This window comes from Streptomyces zaomyceticus, assembly GCF_014656215.1.
Classification (GTDB): Bacteria; Actinomycetota; Actinomycetes; order Streptomycetales; family Streptomycetaceae; genus Streptomyces; species Streptomyces zaomyceticus.
The window spans coordinates 15,540-33,740 of the sequence record NZ_BNBZ01000052.1; the positions used below are offsets into that span (position 1 = coordinate 15,540).

The 18,201-nt window shown below is 71.9% G+C and carries 19 protein-coding genes; 9 read left to right on the top strand and 10 right to left on the bottom strand.

Translation table 11 applies throughout. The annotated features are described in order from the left end of the window. Positions 1-97 precede the first annotated feature (97 nt). Genes IE311_RS35215 through IE311_RS35230 form a run of 4 tightly spaced genes read left to right on the top strand, consistent with a single transcriptional unit; the run spans position 98 to position 3,549 of the window. Positions 98-1,033 carry an ABC transporter ATP-binding protein gene (locus tag IE311_RS35215; RefSeq protein ID WP_189835969.1) on the top strand — a complete coding sequence of 312 codons (936 nt, stop codon included), beginning with the start codon at positions 98-100 and terminating at the stop codon, positions 1,031-1,033. After that, positions 1,030-1,752, top strand: coding sequence for an ABC transporter permease (locus tag IE311_RS35220; protein WP_189835970.1), 723 nt, complete (start codon positions 1,030-1,032; stop codon positions 1,750-1,752). Before IE311_RS35215 ends, IE311_RS35220 begins: the two co-directional genes overlap by 4 nt. Positions 1,753-1,792: 40 nt before the next feature. Then, a complete protein-coding gene (locus tag IE311_RS35225) occupies positions 1,793-2,947 on the top strand; it encodes a sensor histidine kinase (RefSeq protein WP_229902362.1) in 1,155 nt (384 codons plus the stop codon). After that, positions 2,944-3,549 (top strand): response regulator transcription factor, encoded by a 606-nt coding sequence (locus IE311_RS35230; RefSeq protein WP_189835971.1) that lies wholly within the window; start codon positions 2,944-2,946, stop codon positions 3,547-3,549. Before IE311_RS35225 ends, IE311_RS35230 begins: the two co-directional genes overlap by 4 nt. A 40-nt stretch (positions 3,550-3,589) precedes the next feature. On the opposite strand, the gene IE311_RS35235 is transcribed toward IE311_RS35230, so the two are convergent. The 4 genes from IE311_RS35235 to IE311_RS35250 form a co-directional block, all read right to left on the bottom strand. After that, positions 3,590-4,876: a phospholipase D-like domain-containing protein gene (locus tag IE311_RS35235; RefSeq protein ID WP_189835972.1), complete on the bottom strand. Its 1,287-nt coding sequence runs from the start codon at positions 4,874-4,876 to the stop codon at positions 3,590-3,592. Between the two features lie 10 nt (positions 4,877-4,886). Then, positions 4,887-6,344 (bottom strand): MFS transporter, encoded by a 1,458-nt coding sequence (locus IE311_RS35240; protein ID WP_189835973.1) that lies wholly within the window; start codon positions 6,342-6,344, stop codon positions 4,887-4,889. Between the two features lie 108 nt (positions 6,345-6,452). Then, positions 6,453-7,661: a lipid-transfer protein gene (locus tag IE311_RS35245; RefSeq protein ID WP_189835974.1), complete on the bottom strand. Its 1,209-nt coding sequence runs from the start codon at positions 7,659-7,661 to the stop codon at positions 6,453-6,455. A gap of 12 nt (positions 7,662-7,673) precedes the next feature. Next, positions 7,674-9,905, bottom strand: coding sequence for an acyl-CoA dehydrogenase (locus IE311_RS35250; protein ID WP_189835975.1), 2,232 nt, complete (start codon positions 9,903-9,905; stop codon positions 7,674-7,676). Positions 9,906-10,055: 150 nt separating this feature from the next. Between IE311_RS35250 and IE311_RS35255 the strand changes: the two genes are divergently transcribed. Together IE311_RS35255 and IE311_RS35260 are read left to right on the top strand one after the other, a co-directional pair. Further along, entirely contained in the window at positions 10,056-10,637 is a 582-nt protein-coding gene (locus IE311_RS35255; protein WP_189835976.1) for a hypothetical protein, read from the top strand. 68 nt (positions 10,638-10,705) lie between these two features. Beyond that, a complete protein-coding gene (locus IE311_RS35260; protein ID WP_189835977.1) occupies positions 10,706-11,107 on the top strand; it encodes a DUF4259 domain-containing protein in 402 nt (133 codons plus the stop codon). 44 nt (positions 11,108-11,151) lie between these two features. Here the strand turns inward: IE311_RS35260 and IE311_RS35265 are convergent, their stop codons facing one another. Further along, positions 11,152-11,934 (bottom strand): alpha-ketoglutarate-dependent dioxygenase AlkB family protein, encoded by a 783-nt coding sequence (locus tag IE311_RS35265; protein WP_189835978.1) that lies wholly within the window; start codon positions 11,932-11,934, stop codon positions 11,152-11,154. Then, on the bottom strand, positions 11,918-13,150 hold the full coding sequence (locus IE311_RS35270; protein WP_229902363.1) for a hypothetical protein: 1,233 nt from the start codon (positions 13,148-13,150) through the stop codon (positions 11,918-11,920). The genes IE311_RS35265 and IE311_RS35270 overlap by 17 nt, the downstream gene beginning before the upstream one ends. Positions 13,151-13,334: 184 nt before the next feature. Between IE311_RS35270 and IE311_RS35275 the strand changes: the two genes are divergently transcribed. Beyond that, positions 13,335-13,808 (top strand): MarR family transcriptional regulator, encoded by a 474-nt coding sequence (locus IE311_RS35275; RefSeq protein WP_189835980.1) that lies wholly within the window; start codon positions 13,335-13,337, stop codon positions 13,806-13,808. A 16-nt stretch (positions 13,809-13,824) separates the two neighbouring features. Here IE311_RS35275 and IE311_RS35280 read toward each other — a convergent pair whose 3' ends face one another. Genes IE311_RS35280 through IE311_RS35290 form a run of 3 tightly spaced genes read right to left on the bottom strand, consistent with a single transcriptional unit; the run spans position 13,825 to position 15,342 of the window. Further along, positions 13,825-14,256, bottom strand: a complete 432-nt coding sequence (locus tag IE311_RS35280; protein ID WP_189835981.1) for a hypothetical protein — start codon at positions 14,254-14,256, stop codon at positions 13,825-13,827. Between the two features lie 2 nt (positions 14,257-14,258). After that, entirely contained in the window at positions 14,259-14,534 is a 276-nt protein-coding gene (locus tag IE311_RS35285; RefSeq protein WP_189835982.1) for a DUF397 domain-containing protein, read from the bottom strand. Then, entirely contained in the window at positions 14,503-15,342 is an 840-nt protein-coding gene (locus tag IE311_RS35290; RefSeq protein WP_189835983.1) for a helix-turn-helix domain-containing protein, read from the bottom strand. Before IE311_RS35290 ends, IE311_RS35285 begins: the two co-directional genes overlap by 32 nt. Before the next feature lie 84 nt (positions 15,343-15,426). On the opposite strand from IE311_RS35290, the gene IE311_RS35295 reads away from it, so the two are divergent. After that, positions 15,427-15,834 carry an ATP-binding protein gene (locus IE311_RS35295; protein ID WP_229902364.1) on the top strand — a complete coding sequence of 136 codons (408 nt, stop codon included), beginning with the start codon at positions 15,427-15,429 and terminating at the stop codon, positions 15,832-15,834. A gap of 46 nt (positions 15,835-15,880) precedes the next feature. Beyond that, positions 15,881-16,513 carry a class I SAM-dependent methyltransferase gene (locus IE311_RS35300; protein ID WP_189835984.1) on the top strand — a complete coding sequence of 211 codons (633 nt, stop codon included), beginning with the start codon at positions 15,881-15,883 and terminating at the stop codon, positions 16,511-16,513. Positions 16,514-16,603: 90 nt separating this feature from the next. Here IE311_RS35300 and IE311_RS35305 read toward each other — a convergent pair. Beyond that, positions 16,604-18,201: hypothetical protein (locus tag IE311_RS35305; protein ID WP_229902365.1), on the bottom strand; the 1,598-nt coding region annotated here is incomplete at its 5' end.

The window sequence follows — 18,201 nt, forward strand, 5'->3', positions numbered from 1 at the left end:
CAGCAGTCGGCGGGGGCGGCTCCCGGGACATTTGTCACGGCCAGGTCCGTACATGGACGCCTGCCGGGCGGCGGCCCCCGATTCGTACCGTCGGGGCATGACGAAGGACCAGACGAAGAACCAGACGAAGGAACCGGCGGTCGCCCTGCGGGCCGCGACCAAGTCGTACGGCACCGTCCGCGCCCTCGACGGGATCGACCTCACCGTCCGGCGCGGCGAGACGGTGGCCCTGCTCGGCCGCAACGGCGCGGGGAAGTCGACCGCCGTGAGCCTGCTCCTCGGCCTCGACGAGCCCGACGGGGGCCGGGTCGAACTCTTCGGCGGCACCCCGGAACAGGCCGTGGCCTCCGGCCGGGTCGGCGCGATGCTCCAGGAGGGCCGCGCCACCCCCCGGGTCACCGTCCGCGAAGTCGTCTCCTTCGTCGCCCGGACCTACCCGTCGCCGATGCCGGTCGCCGAGGCCCTCGCCCTCGCCGGACTCACCGACTTCGCCGAGCGCCGGGTGGGCCGGCTCTCCGGGGGCCAGGCGCAGCGGGTCCGCTTCGCGATCGCGCTCGTCGGGAACCCCGAGCTGATCGTCCTGGACGAGCCGACGACCGCCCTCGACGTCGAGGCCCGCCAGGAGTTCTGGGAGGCCATGCGCGGCTACGCGCGCCGGGGGAACACCGTCCTCTTCTCCACCCACTACCTGGAGGAGGCCGACGCCTACGCCGACCGGATCGTCGTCCTCGACGCCGGACGGATCGTCGCCGACGGAACGGGCGAGGACCTCAAGCGGGCCGCCGGCGGGAACCTCGTCTCCCTCGACCTGGCGGGCAGCCCGACGGAGTGGCTCGCGACGCTGCCCGGGGTCGTCTCCGTCGAGATCCGGGGCGACCGCGCCCGGCTCCGTACCGAGGACTCCGACACCACGGTCCGCGCACTCGCCGCGCGGGACGCGATCCGCTCCCTGGAGGTCACCCGGGCCTCCCTGAACGACGCCTTCCTCACCCTGTCCCACCGGACCCGCGAACGACTGGAGCCCGCGCGATGATCACCGCGTACGTACGCCTCGAAGTCCGTCGCGCCCTGCGCGAGGCCGGATTCGTCATCTCCACCATCGGTGTCCCCGTGATGATGTACCTCCTCTTCACCAACCTCGGCGGCCAGAACGAGCCGGAGTGGCGGGCCGCCGCCATGGTCGGCATGGCGGCGTACGGAGCCCTCGGTGCCGCGCTCTCCCTCGGCAACGGGGTCGCCGAGGACAAGTCCACGGGCTGGTTGCGCCAGCTGCGCATCACCCCCATGACGCCCCTGCGTGTGGTGACCGGCCGCGCCCTGACCGGCGCGGTGGTCGTCCTCCCCGCCATCACCGGGGTCCTCCTGGCGGGCGGGCTTCTCAACGGCGTCCACATGACGGCCCGGCAGTGGGTCACGGTCGCCGTGACGCTCTGGCTGGGCTCGTTCCCCTTCGCCCTGCTCGGCCTCGGCAACGGCTACCGGCTCACACCGCAGACGACCGGGGTCGTGAACGTCGCCTGCACACTGGGACTCACGGTCGTCGGCGGGCTGTGGTTCCCCGTCGCGCTCTTCCCCGACTGGCTCCGCGCGGTCTCGGGGTTCACACCGACGAACCGTTACGCGGAGCTGGGTGTGGCGGCGACGGAGGGGACGGTGCCGGGGGCGGCGACCCTGGCCGTACTGCTCGGATGGGCGGCACTGTTCGGCACGTACGCGGCGGTCTCGTACCGTCGTTCGGCCAGGACCGTGTGAGGGGGCGGCTGTGAGGAACATCCGGCGAGTCTGCAGAGCGGTGCGCGACCGGCAGCAATGGGAGCAGGGCCCGAACGGGCTCAGTCTCCTCCCCTGGCTGCTGATGGGCCTCGGCGCGCTCTCCCACCTGCTCGGCGGCGAGGCCCCGAACCCGTGGATCGGCGGCCTCGGGCTGCTCACCTTCAACACCCTCTACATCGCGGTCGTCTTCCGCGCCTGCCACCCGCTCAGCCGGGAGACCCCGACGACCTGGGGACTTCTCGGCGCGCTCGGGGCGCTGACCTTCACTCTCGCCATCGGGTACGGGAGGGAGTGGCTGCTGCTCTTCCCGCTCCTGGGCCTCGCGGTCGGGGCGGTCGTGCGCCACGGGAGGCTCCTGCCGTGGATCAGCCCCCCGCTGGTCGTGGCGGTGGGGGTGGTGACGTTCTGGCGGGACGGCTGGGACTCCATCGGCATCGTGTACGGCACGTTCATGTCCGTGATGGTGACGGCCGCGATCCTCGCGCTCGACGAAACGGTCCGGCAGCTGCGGGCGACCCGGGAGGAACTGGCCACGGCGGCCGTCGAGAAGGAACGGCTGCGGTTCTCCCGCGACCTGCACGACCTGCTCGGCCACACGCTCTCGGTGATCGTGGTGAAGTCTGAAGCGGTACGCCGGCTGGCACCGCGCGACCTCGACGCCGCCCTGGCGCAGGTGGCGGACATCGAGTCGGTCGGCCGCCAGGCGCTCACCGAGGTCAGGGAGGCCGTCACCGGCTACCGCGAGGGCAGCCTCGCCACCGAGCTGGACCGGGCGCGCGACGCGCTCTCCTCGGCCGGCATCGAGCCGGTCGTACGCCGCTCGGGCCCGCTCCTGGAACCGCGGACGGAGGCCCTGCTCGGCTGGGTGGTGCGGGAGTCCGCGACGAACGCGATACGGCACAGCGGCGCGTCCCGCTGCGTGATAGCCCTGGACGGCACCGCCGACCGGGTCCGTCTCACGGTCACCGACGACGGGCGCGGCACCTTCGCCGACGACGGCCGGGGACAGTCCGCCGAAGCCACTGCGGGCAGCGGTCTGCGGGGCCTGCGCGAGCGGCTCGCGGCGGCAGGCGGCACTCTTGACTCGGGGCCGGCTCCGCGGGGCGGGTTCCGGGTCACCGCGGAGCTGCCCGTGGAGGCCCCCGGCCCGCACGAGGGGGAGCCGACGACATGATCCGACTGCTGCTGGCGGAGGACCAGGGCATGATGCGCGGGGCGCTGGCCCTGCTGCTGGGCATGGAGCACGACATGGAGGTCGTCGCGCAGGTGGGCCGGGGCGACGAGATCGTGGACGCGGCCCTGCTCTCCCGGCCCGACGTGGCCCTCCTCGACATCGAGCTGCCGGGCCGCTCGGGCCTGGACGCGGCGGCGGACCTGCGGACCGAGGCCCCGGACTGCCGGGTGCTGATCCTGACGACCTTCGGCCGCCCGGGGTACCTCCGGCGGGCGATGGAGGCGGGCGCGGCGGGCTTCCTGGTGAAGGACGGCCCGGTGGAGGAACTCGCCGCGTCGATCCGTCAGGTCCTGCGCGGGGAGACGGTCATCGACCCGGCTCTCGCGGCGGCGGCCCTGAGCGCGGGTCCGAACCCGCTGACGGCCCGTGAACGGGACGCGCTCGCGGCCGCGGTGGACGGCGCGACGGTCGCGGACATCGCGTCGGCCCTCCATCTGTCCGAGTCGACCGTCCGCAACTACCTGTCGTCGGCGATCGGCAAGACGGGCACCCGCAACCGCATGGAGGCGGTCCGGGCGGCCCGTCGGCAGGGGTGGCTCTAGGACCCGCCGTCTCCAGGCCCCCGGCCGCCGCCCCCGGCGGCTACAGGCCCGCGATCGCCGCCGCGCGCTGGGCCCCGAAGTTCTGTACGTACGCGTCGAAGACCGTCGCGTCCTCGTACTTGAGCAGCGTCTCGTCATTGTACCTGAGCGCCGTCGTCGTGTAGGTGTGGCTGCCGGTGAAGACGATCTTCTTGTTGACGCCGCCGTAGTACGTGCCCTCGACCAGCAGGTACTTGGTGTGGGAGTCGGAGCCGCCGCGCCTGTCGTTGTCGAGCTGGTGCAGGGTGATGCGGCCCTTCCCGGTCACCGGCCTGGTCAGCCAGTTGGCGACCTGCCCCAGGGGCTGGTCGTCGGCCGTCCAGTTGTCGAGCGACCGGTAGACGATCTCGATGTCGCACCCCGCTTCGGCGAGCTCCCACAGCTTCCTGGCGACCTCGGTGCGGGTGATGTGGCCCTGGGCGATGCGGATCCTCGTGCGGCCGTCGGTCGTGCCGAAGCCCGTGGTGTTGCCGCCGCAGGAGTCCGGGGTGCCGACGGGCGCCACCGTCCCGAGGATGTTGACGACCGTGTCCGACCCGGACCTCGGGAAGAAGTAGACCTTCGCCTTGCCCGCCTGGGTGTCGTGGGCGTACTCCGCGACCTGCGGGAGCTGCCCGGCGGCCGCCGCGGCCAGGTCGTCGAAGTAGCCCCTGTACGCGGTGAACAGCTCCGTGTTGCCGACGACCGTCAGGGCGTCGTTCCACCAGTCGTCGGTGTCCTGGCTGGTGAGGTTCCCCGAGCCCTGCACGACCACGTCGTCGACCGCGACGTCGCCCTTGCCCTTCGTACGGGAGAACAGGAAGAACTTGTTGTGGTTGACGTTGTCGTACGTGCCGTTCGGGTCCGCCGCCGTGGTGCCCGGGTCCAGCGCGAGGCAGGCCTCCTCCGGCTTGCAGGTCCGCACCCAGGAGCCGGGGCCGCCCGCCGGGTCCGCCAGCCGGGTCTTCAGGGTCTCGAGCCCGGTGGACCGGCTGTCGGCGTCGACGACGACCTGCACGGTGACGCCCCGCTTGTGGGCGTCGCCCAGCTTGTTCGCCAGGTACACCGACTGGAACAGGTACAGGGAGATCCGGATGGACGATCCCGCCTCCGCGCCGTCGACGAGGCCCGCCAGGTGGGAGAGGATCCGCCCCCTGGCGGCGGCGTCGGTGCTGTTGGGGTCGTTGAACACGGGGCCGGTGGTCACGGCCAGGACCGGTTCCGCCGAGGCCGACGGCGCGACGAGGAGGGACGCGCCGACGGCCAGCGCGGTCACGGTGGTTCTGAACTTGTTCTTGATCGATATCACCGGGGCATTGTCACCCGCGGCGGGCCACCGTCCTCGTCGGCCTGGGGAGCCACAGGAGCATCAGCAGCGCCGCCCCGACCAGGACGCCCGTCGCCACGCGGAAGGCCATCGCGTACCCCGGGACCAGGGACGACGGGTCCGGTGCCCCCGAGGTGACGGCGGGGGTGGCCGCCGCGGCGATCGTCGAGAGGACCGCGAGGCCCAGGGCGCCGCCCATCGTGCGGGAGGTGTTGACCAGGCCCGAGACGAGGCCCGCGTCGGACGGGGCGGCGCTGGAGGTGGCGAGGGTGGCGAGCGGGGTGGTGGCCAGGCCGAGGCCGGCCATCATCAGGATGCCGGGGCCCAGGATCGTCCCGAGGAACGTGCCGTCGGCCGTGAGGGTCGACTGCCAGGCGAAGCCCGCCGCCCCGACGAGGGCGCCGATGACGGCCAGGTTCCGCGCGCCGACGGTCTGCATCAGGTACGGGGCCCCCTTGGAGCCCAGCACGACGGCGAGGGAGCTGGGGACCAGGGCCAGGCCGGCCTGGAGCGGGGTGTAGCCGAGGACGCTCTGCGCGTAGTTCGTCATGAAGAACCACATGCCGAAGGAGCTCGAACCGCACAGCAGGATGGCCACGTTGGCCGCGGTCACCGCACGCGTACGGAAGATCTTCAGCGGCATCAGCGGCTCCGCCGTGCGGGCCTCCACCACCACGAAGACGGCGAGGAGCGTCAGTCCGCCGAGGAGGGTGAGCAGGGTCGCCGGTGCGGTCCACCCCGCCTCCTCGGTCTGGACGATGCCGTACGCGAGGGTGGCGAGGCCCGCGGTGACGAGGACCGCGCCCGGCAGGTCGAGGCGGCGGCCCGCGCCGGTGCGGGCCTCGCGGAGCCAGAGCAGTGCGCCCGCGAGGACCAGGACGCCGATGGGCACGTTGATGAGGAGGACCCAGCGCCAGGACAGCAGGTCGACGAGGAGGCCGCCGACGAAGCCGCCCGCCGCGCCGCCGGCCGCGCCGACCGCCGTCCAGGTGCCGATGGCCCGGGTCCGGGCGGCGCCGGCCGGGACCGCGCCGGTGACCAGGGTGAGGGTGGCGGGCGAGAGGACGGCGGCGCCGAGGCCCTGGACGGCGCGGGCGGCGACGAGTTGCCAGCCCTCCTGGGCGAGGCCGCCCGCGACGGACGCGGCGGTGAAGAGCCCGAGCCCGAGCAGGAACATCGCCTTCCGTCCGTAGAGGTCGGAGGCGCGCCCGCCGAGCAGCATGAAGCCGGCGAAGGCGATCGCGTACGCGTTGAGCACCCATTGCAGGCCGAGCGCCGAGAGGCCGAGGTCGGTCCGCATCGACGGCAGTGCCACGTTCACGACGGAGACGTCGAGGACGACGAGGAACTGCCCGGCGCAGGCGGTCAGGACGACCGCCCAGGCGCGGGGCGTGGGTACGGAGGGGGTGGCGGGGGTCGTCCGTACGGAGTCGGAGTCGGTCTGCGGCATGAGTGTGATGGTCGCAGACCGCCTCCGCCCCGTACATGGGGATTTGGTCCTAGACCTTGCGCAGCAGCTCGACAAGGCCGGACGCCCTGCCCGGCGGCCCGACAGGTCCTACGCCCGGCGCAGCAGTGTCACCACCGCCGCCCCGCCCAGGCCGATGTTGTGCGCGAGCCCGACCCGCGCGCCCGTCACCTGCCGTGCCCCCGCCTCGCCGCGCAGCTGCCAGACGAGTTCCGCGGTCTGTGCGAGGCCCGTCGCGCCCAGGGGGTGGCCCTTGGAGATGAGGCCGCCCGAGGGGTTCACGACCCAGCGGCCGCCGTAGGTGGTGGCGCCGGACTCGACGAGCTTGCCGGACGCGCCCTCCTCGCACATGCCGAGCGCCTCGTAGGTGAGGAGTTCGTTGATGGAGAAGCAGTCGTGGAGTTCGATCACGTCGACGTCCTCGATGCCGAGCCCGGAGCGGGCGTACACCTGCCGGGCGGCGGCCCGGGACATCGGGCGGCCGACGGCGTCGATGCAGGAGCCGGAGGCGAAGGACTCCTCGGTGTCGGTGGTCATCGCCTGGGCGGCGATCTCCACCGCCCGTCCCCGCAGCCCGTGTTCGTCGGCGAAGCGTTCCGAGACGACGAGGGCGGCCGCCGCGCCGTCGGAGGTCGGCGAGCACTGGAGTCTGGTGAGCGGCCGGTGGACGGTCTTCGCGGCGAGGATCTCGTCGACGGTGTAGACGTCCTGGAACTGGGCGTAGGGGTTGTTCGCCGAGTGCTGGTGGTTCTTGGCGCCGACGGCCGCGAGCTGCACCTCGGTCGTCCCGTAACGCTCCATGTGCTCCCGGGCCGCGTTGCCGAAGATCTGGGCGGTGGGCGGGGACGCCTCGAAGCCGTGGCCGGCGGCCATGACCCCGTAGTGCCGGGCGACGGGGGAGGTGGCGAAGTCCCCGGCGCCCGATCCGCCGCCGAGGGAGCCCCGGCTCATCTTCTCGAAGCCGAGGGCGAGGACGCAGTCGGCGATGCCGCCCTCGACGAACTGGCGGGCGGTCATGAGGGCCGTGGAGCCGGTCGCGCAGTTGTTGTTGAGGTTGTAGACGGGGATGCCGGTGAGCCCGAGCTCGTACACGGCGCGCTGTCCGGCGGTGGAGGCCTGGAAGCAGTAGCCGACGGCTGCCTGCTCGACGAGCGCGTAGGGGACGCCGGCGTCGGCGAGGGCCGCGGTGCCGGCCTCCCGGACCATGTCCCAGTACTGCCACTCCCGGGTCTCGGGCTTCTCGAACCTGGTCATCCCGACACCGACGACATACGCCTTGGTGGTCGTTTCGCTGGTCATCGCTGTTCCCCCTCAGTCTCGCGGCAGGCCGAGCAGGCGCTCGGCGACGACATTGAGCTGTACCTGTGTGGTGCCGCCCGCGATGGTGAGGCAGCGGGACATGAGCATTCCGTGGACGGCCCGTTCGCCGGGGCCCTCGCGCACGGCGCCTTCGGGGCCGAGGAGTTCGAGGGTGAGTTCGGCGAGTTTCTGCTGGTGGAGGGTCTGGACGAGCTTGCGGACGCTGGCGCCCGCGCCCGGTTCGAGCCCGGACACCTGGAGCAGGGTGGTGCGCAGGCCGATGCAGGCGAGCGCGTGGGCCTCGGCGAGGAGGGCCCCGATCCGTACGCGGACGGAGCCGTCCTGCCCGGCGGCGCGTTCGATGACGGCTTCGAGGCCGGTGTCGAAGGCGACCTGGTCGGCCATGTGGACGCGTTCGTTGCCGAGGGTGTTGCGGGCGACCCGCCAGCCGTCGTCGACCTCGCCGACGACGGCGTCGGCCGGGAGGATCGCGTCGTCGAACCAGACCTCGTTGAAGAGGGAGTCCCCGGTGATCTCCTTGAGCGGCCGTATGTCGATCCCGGGGGTGTTCCGCATGTCGACGAGGAAGTAGGTGAGGCCCTGGTGCTTGGGGGCGGCCGGGTTCGTCCGGGCGAGCAGGATGCCGTGGTGGGCCCACTGGGCGGCGCTCGTCCACACCTTCTGGCCGTTGATCCGCCAGCGCCCGTCCTCGGTGCGTTCGGCGCGGGTGCGGAGGGAGGCGAGGTCGGAGCCGGCGCCGGGTTCGGAGAAGAGCTGGCACCAGAGGCGTTCGCCGCGCAGGGTCGGGCCGAGGTGCTCGGCCTGTTGGGCGGGGGTGCCGTGGGCGAGGAGCGAGGGGACGACCCAGGTGGCGATGCCGAGGCCGGCGACGGTGATCCCGGCCTCGTCGAGTGCGCGCTGGACGGCGAGCTGCTGGAGGGGGCCCGCGCCGAGTCCGTACGGCTCCGGGAGGTGCGGGGCCGCGTAGCCGGTGGGGGCGAGGGCGCGCCGGGCGGCGGCCGGGTCGAGTCCGGCGGCGGGTGCGACGGCGGCGCGGGCCTCGCCGCGGTACGTGTCGGCCTCGGGCGGCAGGTCGAGGCGGAGGCCGCGCCGGACGCCGGCGGCGGCGTGGCGGAGGGCGGCGAGGCGGTGGCGGTCGCCGGTGCCGAGGAGCTGGCGGGCGACGAGGGCGCGGCGGAGCAGCAGGTGGGCGTCGTGTTCCCAGGTGAAGCCGGTGCCGCCGAGGATCTGGATGCAGTCCTTGGCGCAGGTGTGGGCGGTGTCGAGGGCGGTGGCGGCGGCGAGTGCGGCGGTGAGGGGGCGGGCCTCGTCGTCGCCGCTGCGGGCGGCGTCCCAGGTGAGGGCGCGGGCCTGTTCGAGGCGGACGAGCATGTCGGCGCAGAGGTGTTTGACGCCCTGGAACTGTCCGATGGGGCGTCCGAACTGTTCGCGGGTGCGGGCGTGTTCGGCGGCGGTGTCGACGGCGCGGGCGGCGGTGCCGCAGGCGTCGGCGGCGAAGAGGACGGCGGCGAGGTCGTGGACGAGTGCGGTGAGGGCGTCGGAACCGGAGTCGGCGCCGGTCGCGGGGGTGGTGGCGGCGCCGGGGGCGAGGGTGAGTTCGCGGGCGGCGGGGACGTGCGCGGCGCGGGCGGTGATCTCGGCGGTGGGGCGGGTCGGGTCGGCGCTCTCGTGGGGCCGGACGCCGAGCGCGTCGGTGTCGACGGCGAGCCAGACACCGCCGTCGGCGGTGGCGGCCCGCAGAAGGACCAGGTCGGCCTGGGCGCCGCCGAGGACGGGGGGCGCGGCGCCGTCGAGGAGGTATCCGCTCGCGGTGCGGACGGCGGTGAGGCCGCCGGCCCCGGAGCCGGGCCCGCCGCCGAGGGTGACGGCGCCGATGCGCTCCCCGCGGGCGAGGGTGCCGGCCAGTTCTCCCTGCCCGGTCCTGCGCAGCAGCTCGGCGGCGAGGACGGAGGGCAGGTAGGGCCCCGGGAGCAGGGCCCGTGCGGCCTCCTCGACGACGACGACGAGGTCTCCGAGGTCGCCGCCCCCTCCCCCGTGCTCCTCGGGGAGGTGGAGGCCGAGGAGCCCCTGCTCGGCGGCGGCGTCCCAGTACGAGGGCCGTCCGGTGGCGGTGTCGGGGACGTCCAGGTGCTTGCGGACCTCCTCGGGCGGTACGGCGCGGGTGAGCCAGCCCCGGACGGATCGGGCGAGCTCCCGCTGTTCGTGCGTGATGGCGATGCCCATGCGCGGCAGACTAGAACACGTTCCATTCTGACGGAAGGTCAGATACGGGGTGGGAAATGCGTCTCCCCGCGTATGCCGGGAGTTGCGGGGTCCGGCGCGCCGGACCGTGGCAGCATCGTCATCAAGGCCGAGCCGTACGCAGGGGGGAACATGGGGGCGAGCTGGACGGCGTTACTGATCGCCGTGGTCGGTGTGGCGGGCACGCTGGGAGCCACGCTCGTGACACAGGTCCGCGCGGACCGCACCAAACGCATGGAGCTCCTCGCCGCCGCCGAACAGCGACGCGACGAACGCGGCCACGCCGAGCAGCTGCTCCGGGCGGAGCAGACCCGCCAGGGGCGGCGCGAGAGCCTGGAACGCCGGCGCACCTGCTACATCGCGCTGAACACCGCGGCTCAGCAGTACGTGACGGAGATGACCAACCACCTCCACGCGGCGCGCAGGGGCGAGGACACCGCCGCGTCCCTGGAAAGCCTGGAGACGGCCCGGCTGACCTATCGGGACAGCTACGCGGAGTCCCAGATGATCGTCCCGGACACGGTCTCCCGTGCCGCCGGCGCGGCCAAGAGGCGCTTGAACGACGCCTACGGAGAACTCAGGAAGTACGCGGCGGAGCCCTCCCTGTACGCGGCCGAGCTGGAGTCGGCGGAGGCCGGACTGCACCAGGAGGTCTGGCCCTACATCGGAGCGATGAAGAAGGCGATGCGCGCCGATCTGGGTATCGAGGACTGAGTGTCAGTGGCTCCTGCCACTCTCTCCGTGGAACCGAACGACCGGAACACGGAGAGAGTGAGCACACCATGGGCACCTGGGACATCGGCCCCTTCGACAACGACACCGCCGCCGACTTCTCCTACCGGGTCGACGAGGCCCCGGCGGAGAAGAAGGCGGAGGTGCTCCGCGCGACCTTCCGCGAGGTGATCGAGACCGGCGACGACTACCTGGACTCGGACCTGGCGGTCGAGGCGATCGCCTCGGCGGCCCTGGTCGCGGCGCGTTGCCCGGGCGGCGAACCGGTCACCACCTCGTACGCCCCGAAGAATCCGCTGCCCGAACTCCCCGCCGAACTCCGCCCGGAGGCCGTGGCGGCCCTGTCCCGGATCCTCGTCCAGCCGTCCGAACTGCTCGAACTCTGGGAGGAGTCGGACGGCGAGGAGTGGAAGGCGGGGGTACGGAGACTCCGGGGCGTCCTGGCGGGCTGAGCGGGAGTCCTCCGGGCCGGACCGGGGGCATCGGGCCGGCGGCATCAGACCGGCGGCATCAGATCGCTCTCGCTGACGGTGTACGTCAGCGGGGGGTATCCGAAGTCCGTCTCGCCGTTCTCGCGGCGCCGCATTCGGTAGAACGCGATCCGCTGCTCGTCGTCGGCCGGGACGAGGCGCTCACCTCCCGGGAGGAGCGCCTGTCCGTCGCGAAACCGGACGAGGGTCTTCGACGTCCGGAAGGTCACACCCAGCCAGGGGTTGTCCGCCGGGGCGTGCGCCGCCCCGCCCGGCGCGTCCCACACGATCTTGTGCCGGAGCCGCCGGTTCACGTCGACGGAGAAGACGACGACACCGTGGTGGGCGAGAGGGATCTCGAACCTCTCGCCGCCGGGCTCCTTCGATTCGAAGACCAGCTTCCTCGAAGGACCCGCTTCGGGATGCTGATAGCAGGAGAAGACGGCGATGGCCGATCCGTCGGCCAGGTCGAGGGCCTGGTCGGAATGGGCGCCCATGGTTCGGTAGGCGTGCGTGTAGTTCTCGATGAGCGCGTTGTTGAATCCGTCCGGAAGCGCCGCCCGTTCCTGGATCCGCCGCGCGAGGCTTTCGTGCACCGCCCGGAAACGCTGCGCCGGACTCTCGTACCGGCTGGTCGTACGGACGAGAGGCACCGCGCCCGCCTCGTCGATCCTGGTCAGCACGGCACCTCGCCGTCCCTTTCCCATGTCCTCCCAGCGAACCGAGGCCGACAGCTCCGGATAAGGGTTCTCCTCGGCCGGCAGCGGAAACGGGACGACCTCGTCCGAAAGGCTAGATCCGGGGGGCAACGTAGTCTCCCGTGTTCATGCTGAAGAGGAACGCGTCGCCGTAGTCGATGAAGGACGACGTCCTGTTCTCCTCGGCGTACAGCCTGCGCAACTCGTCCATCCCCTCCGGCGTGGGCGGCCCCAGCCTCACCACGCCCTCGGCCTTCTTGAGGAACGTGTGGCCGTTCTTGTGGACGGCTTCGGCGCTCGAACAGCGCACGACATATCCCAGGCGGGTCGGGAGCAGTTCCGCGTCCAGCCCCGAGGGCCTGATCTCGTGCGTGTAGAGGCGATTGACGGACAGCGGCATGAGGAACACGGAGCCGGGATGGAGCGTCAGGGTGAACTGCGCGGGGAGCGCGCCCCCGTCACACTGTCCGGTCGGCTCCTTGAGCCGGAAACGGAGTCTGGTCAGCGCACTGGCACCCTTCACCCCGCGGTCGAAGGGATCCCCGGCCAGGGGCTGCAGCCGGTCCAGCCCGTCGTAGAAGGTGCAGAAGGCCATGATGCCGTCGGCCGGCATGTCCTTGGTCTTGTCGGCATGGGCCGAGATCCTGGCCTTGGACTGCTTGCGCTCCGCCGTGGCAAGGGTGTTGTGGTAGATCTGGGCGAGGACGTGATTGAGCGGCGCGTGATTCCGGAAGACGGCGGCGGCCTCACGGTTCAGTTCCTCGACGATGCTCGTGTCGGTCGGACCGAAACCCTCGGTCGGCCCCGAGAGATTCGTGGAGCACCGGAGCAGCCGGAAATGCAGCTCGTCGCCCTCCCGCGTCACGGGCGTCAGATAGATTCCGCTGCGATGAGCGGTTCCGGGCTTGGTGGACTCCGTCAGCGACTGGAACTCGTGCTCCGCGCGGATCCGCCCGAAGTGATCGGCATCGAGGTCGAAGAAGCGGCGGTAGTAGACCCCGGCGCCGTGCACGCGAAGGGGAACCCGACCGGGACCCACGGGGATTCCCGGCGCGTCGACGTCCGATCGGTCTCCGTGCGCCGACTCCCGGACGACGAACACCCGCTCCGCCGCACCCAGCCGGCGGGCGTCGATCCCGGACACGTCGCCCCACAGGTAGACGGTCTTCCCGGCGAGGTCGCATGAGCCGGAGGCGAACTCCTCGGGCGTGACGACGGACCCGAAGAAGTCCCGGACCCCGTCGTCGCCACGCGAGGCCTCGGGCGCGACCAGGATGTTGTCCGCATCCTCGATGCGGGCTTCCGTCAGCTCTGTGGTGTGCGTCAACCCGTCTCCTGTCATGCGCACATTCTCACTCGGCGCAACGCATCCGCACCGCCGAATTTCGCCTGCCGAGTCGGCCGGGGAGTACCTTCCTTGACCTCAAGCAAACTTGAGCTTCTACGGTCTCCCCGTGACCCGCACGAGACGCGGGTTCCGCACCGCCGAAACGCCGGACAGGAGAACCGACATGACCATCCAGCAGATGACCGACGCCGAACTCGCCGGACAGCCCGCCGCGTACTGGACCGGTGTCGCCTACGAGGCCCTCATCGCGTTCACCCGGGCCCGACAGGCCGAGAAGGGCTACACCCAGCCCCAGTTCTGGCTGCTGCGCAACCTGTCGGCGAACGACATCTCGCCCGACGGCGAGGGAATGACCCTGACCGAGCTGCGCGCGGCCATGGCCTCCTACATCCGCGCCGAGGACGATCTCGCGGCGGAGGCCGAAGTCCTTCTGGAGCGCGGCTGGCTGACCCGGGACGCCGAGTCCCGGCTGTGGCTCACCGAGGAGGGGGAGCGGGCCCGCGTCGACCTCAGGCGCAACACTCCCGCGATCCTCGCCGCCCTCCACGAGGGCATCGACGAGGCGGACTACGTCACCACGCTGAAGGTGCTCCAGCGGCTGATCCACAACGCGGGCGGTCCGGTCGCCCGACGCTGAGCCCCCCGCCGGCCGGCTACCGGCGGCGTCTGAACGCGAGGACGGCGAGGACGGGACTCGTGACGGTCGCGCCGACGGCGGTCACCGCGAGGACGAGGAGACCGGGGTTGACCCACCACGGCACGATCTCCTCGCCCGCGCACACCAGGCTCACGGGCAGCGCACTGCTGGAGTCGGGCACCGCCATGTGCCCGGCGTTGAACCAGCACGCGTCCTCCGGCTGGAGAAACGGCATGTACGACAGGCCGTACAGGTGCAGCGCACCGCCCGCGAGGTAGGCGAGCACGGCCACCCAGGCGGCCTTCTTGGCGGGCGAACGGCGGGCCCGGGGCAGACGGGGCTGGGGCAGCTCGTCGCCCCGCCGGGCCCGGACAAGACCGACGTAGGTGATCCCCGCCCAGGCCGGCAGGCCGATGGCGAGGATCATCATGCCTATGAGGGTCGTCATGATCAGCGGCCGCCGATACGCCCTTCGGCGGCGGCCCTCACGAAGGCGGTGAAGGCGGCGGGGGTGGCGAGGAAGGCGGGGCCTTGGGGGTTCTTGGAGTCACGGACGGCGATGTGGGGGGCGAGGTCGGCGACTTCGATGCACTCTCCGCCGTTGGGGCCGCTGTAGGACGACTTGCGCCAGGAGGCGGTGCCGAGCGGGGCGCATTCGACGCAGTCGCCGCCGTTGGGGCCGCTGAAGGACGACTTACGCCACCGGAGGTCCTGGCTGGTGCCCATACCGCTCCTTCATCACGCGTTCGATCAGCGCCGCCGATGCCTCCCGGGAGAGGGCCGAGGCCTGCAGCCGAGCGTAACTGACGGACACCTCCCTGATCACTTGGGAATTGGCGCTCATGCGGCCCGATTCGTAGCTCTCCGAGTAGACGATGTCGGGGTCGTCCTCGAAGCGCAGAACGTTGAACGAACCCAGCAGGCCGGGGTGCTGCCCCACACTGAAGGGAAGTACCTGCACCTGCACCCACGGGTGGTCGCGGAAGCGCAACAGGTGGGCGAGTTGGTTCCGCATGACCTCGGCCCCGCCGATCTCCCGATAGAGCACCGCTTCGTCGAGCACCACGCACAGCACCGGCGGATGCTCGCGCTCCAGGATGCGTTGGCGTTCCACTCGGGCCGCAACCATCTCGTCCAGCCGCCCCGGGTTCTCGACACTGAGCACCGCCCGGGCGTACGGCTCCGCCTGGAGGAGGCCGTAGACCAGCTGCGACTGGTACGTCGAGATGTACGTCGCTTTCGCTTCCATCTCCGCGTACGCCTGGAACCACGTCGGCAGCTGGCTCTTCAGGACCAGCCCCACCAGCCGCGAGAACACTCCGCCCGTGAGCAGGGCCGCGTCGAGCCGCTCCGAGAACTGGCGCGTCGGGACCTTCTTCGCCGTCTCTATCTGCCCGATGAGCGAGGCCGTGCAGTAGAGGATCGAACCCAACTCCGCCTGACTGAGGTTCGCCTCCTCTCTCAGACGGCGGAGTTCCGCTCCGTAGTAGTCCAGCGGCGACGCGCTGGGATCCAGGCTGCGGATGTTGACCAACGTGCGGTCACCCCCAAGCTCACGCGGTGAGGCGTTGTGTTCAGGCCGTAGCCGAGCGTAACGAAAGCCGCCCAGTCTGGTGGCATGAATCAGGCAACAGACCTCTACCCTGCGGTACTTGCGACGAGCTACCGCATGGCCTTCACCGTGGGTGAGCACTCCGCCGGTCACATGCGCCGCATCCTCCGCATGTTCCTCACGCGGTGGGAGCTCGACCACCTCACCGACCCGGCGACGCTCGCGCTCACCGAGCTCGTCGCCAACGTCGTCCGGCATGTGTCCGGCCGGCGGTGTTCGGTGCTGATCCTGCGGGAGCCGTGCGGGCTCCGGGTCGAGGTCGCCGACGGCGTGCCCGGTCCCGTACACGCGAAGGCGGCCGGTCCGCTGGACGCCGGTGGGCGGGGGCTGGTGCTGGTGGAGGCCGTGACGGACCGGTGGGGGGTCGACGAGCGGGTCGACGGGAAGACGGTGTGGTTCGAGTGCGACGCGTAGGGCACGATGGGCGCCGTCAGCCGCGTACCCGCCAGTAGGAGTCACCATGTCCGAGCCCGCGCCCGAGATCCTCGCCGCCTTCGAGGCGGCCAAGGGCTTCATGCCCGTCGTGGAGGGGCTCGCCCTGTTCGAGGCGGCCACCGAGGCGGCGAAGCTCGGGCTGCCGCTCCTGGAGGTCGGGACGTACTGCGGGCGGTCCACGATCCTGCTCGCCGACGTGGCCCGGCAGGCGGGGACGGTCGCGGTGACCGTGGACCACCACCGGGGCAGCGAGGAGCAGCAGCCTGGCTGGGAGTACCACGACGAGAGCGTGGTCGACCCGGAGGTCGGGCTCATGGACACGCTGCCGACGTTCCGCCGGACGCTGCGCAAGGCGGGTCTCGAAGAGCATGTGATCGCCGTGGTCGGGCGGTCGCCGCAGGTCGCGAAGGTGTGGGGCGGGCAGCTCGGGCTCGTGTTCATCGACGGCGGGCACACCGACGAGCACGCGACCAACGACTACGAGGGCTGGGCGCCGAAGGTCGCTCCCGGGGGCCTGCTCCTCATCCACGACGTCTTCCCGGACCCGGAGGACGGCGGTCAGGCGCCGTACCGGATCTACCTCCGCGCGCTGGAGTCGGGCGACTTCGAGGAGATCTCGGTCACCGACTCGCTGCGGGTCCTGCGCCGCCTCGGCTGATCGCGGAGGAAGCAGGAGGAGCGGCCTCCGGACGGCCCGACGGCCGCCTCCTCGAAAGGGGGCGGCCGTCGGATCGTGCTGTCCCCCGGGTCAGAACCCCGAGGTCACGTACAGGCAGTTGGTGTAGCTGTAGCCCGGTTCGATCTTCGCCTTGCTCGTCTTGGTGTCCCCGGCCGGGGACGTGCCCGTCGAGGCCCGCTTCTGGAGGAAGTGGTAGTCGCCGGCGGGCAGCAGCAGGGTCGCCTTCGGGTACTTCGAGGACGGGCCCTTGCAGGCCTCGACCTTCTTGGAGCCCGCGAAGATCGGGCTCGGGTACTTGGTGCAGGTGGTGCACGCCTTCAGGGTGACCTTGCCGGTCATCGGACCGGTGTAGAGCAGCTCGACCTCGCCCGGGCCGTCGTTGCTCACCACCATCACCATCCGCGAACCGCCGGGCACGTCGGCCGAGGGCAGCTTCTTGCCCGCCGCGGGCTCCTCGTCGGCGATCTCGGCGGCGATGGCGATGGAGCGGGCGTGCGCCGCGTCCGGGCTGCTCGGGTAGTCCTTGGCGTACTGGGTCATGGTCTTGATCGCGTCGTCGTACTCCTTGCTCCGGAACTGCGAGGTCCCGCAGGTGAACTCGCCCTTCTGGACGGCGCCCGCGGCCTCCTTCGCCGCGTCCTCGACGGCCGGGTCCGTCATGTTGTCGAGGGCGGAGCGGAGCGCGCGCAGCTCGCCGGCCGTCTCGCACGGGGTGGCGCCGCCGCTGAGGGCGGTCGTCCGGGTCTTGATCGCCGCCCGGACGGCCGGCTCGACACGGGTCGCCTGGGATGACTTCGGGAAGGTGTCGTACAGCGCGTTGAGGCTCTCGCTGGCCGGTGGGTCGGCCGCCTCCACGCCGAGCGCGTCCGTCCCGCACTTGAAGAGCGATTCGGCCAGCGGCTCGTCGGTCTTGGCGGGCCGGACGCCGAGCAGTTCCTTGTCGACGGTGCCGGCGAGCCCGCGCAGGTGCTTGAGCGGCGCGACGGCCTCGCAGAACGCCTTCTTCGCGTACGGGCGGGAGACCGTCTCGTAGTACGTGTCGAGGCGCGCGGGCACGAGCTTCCCGGCCCGCGAACCGGCGTTCCTGGTGCCGAGCTCCTGGTAGGTGGCGAGCGCCTTGAGGTAGATCGGCTCGGCCTTGTCGAAGGTCAAGCCGTCGTCGGCCGTCTCGACCAGGGCGTCGGCCGCCGCGAGGCGTTCGAGCAGCGCCTGCTCCTTCGCCTCGTCGCGGGCCGCCCCGTACGCGAGCGAGCCGCCCGCGGGCACGGCGAGCAGCACGAGGGCGAGGGGCAGGGCGAGGCGGCGGAAGGAGGCGCCGATCCGGAGTTGCGCGCGCAGTCCGCGTCTCGCGCCGTCGGCGGCGGCGAGCAGCAGGAAGACGCCGTAGCCGACGAGGAGCCCGAGGGGTACGCCGTCGACGTCGGCGGGAAGGGCCATCACGAGCAGGGCGACGGTGGCGATCCAGCAGAACGCGGCACCGATCCAGTTGCGCAGCAGGACGTAACCGAGGCCCAGGCAGGAGAGGTTGAGCAGGCCGATCATGGCGGCCTGTGCCGCGTTCGCCTCGCCGGGCGGCTGCGCGGGCGGCTGTCCGCCGGCGCCGGGCGGCGGGCCGTATCCCGGCGGCCCGTATCCGGGCGGGCCGTAGCCCGGCGGCGGGCCGTAGC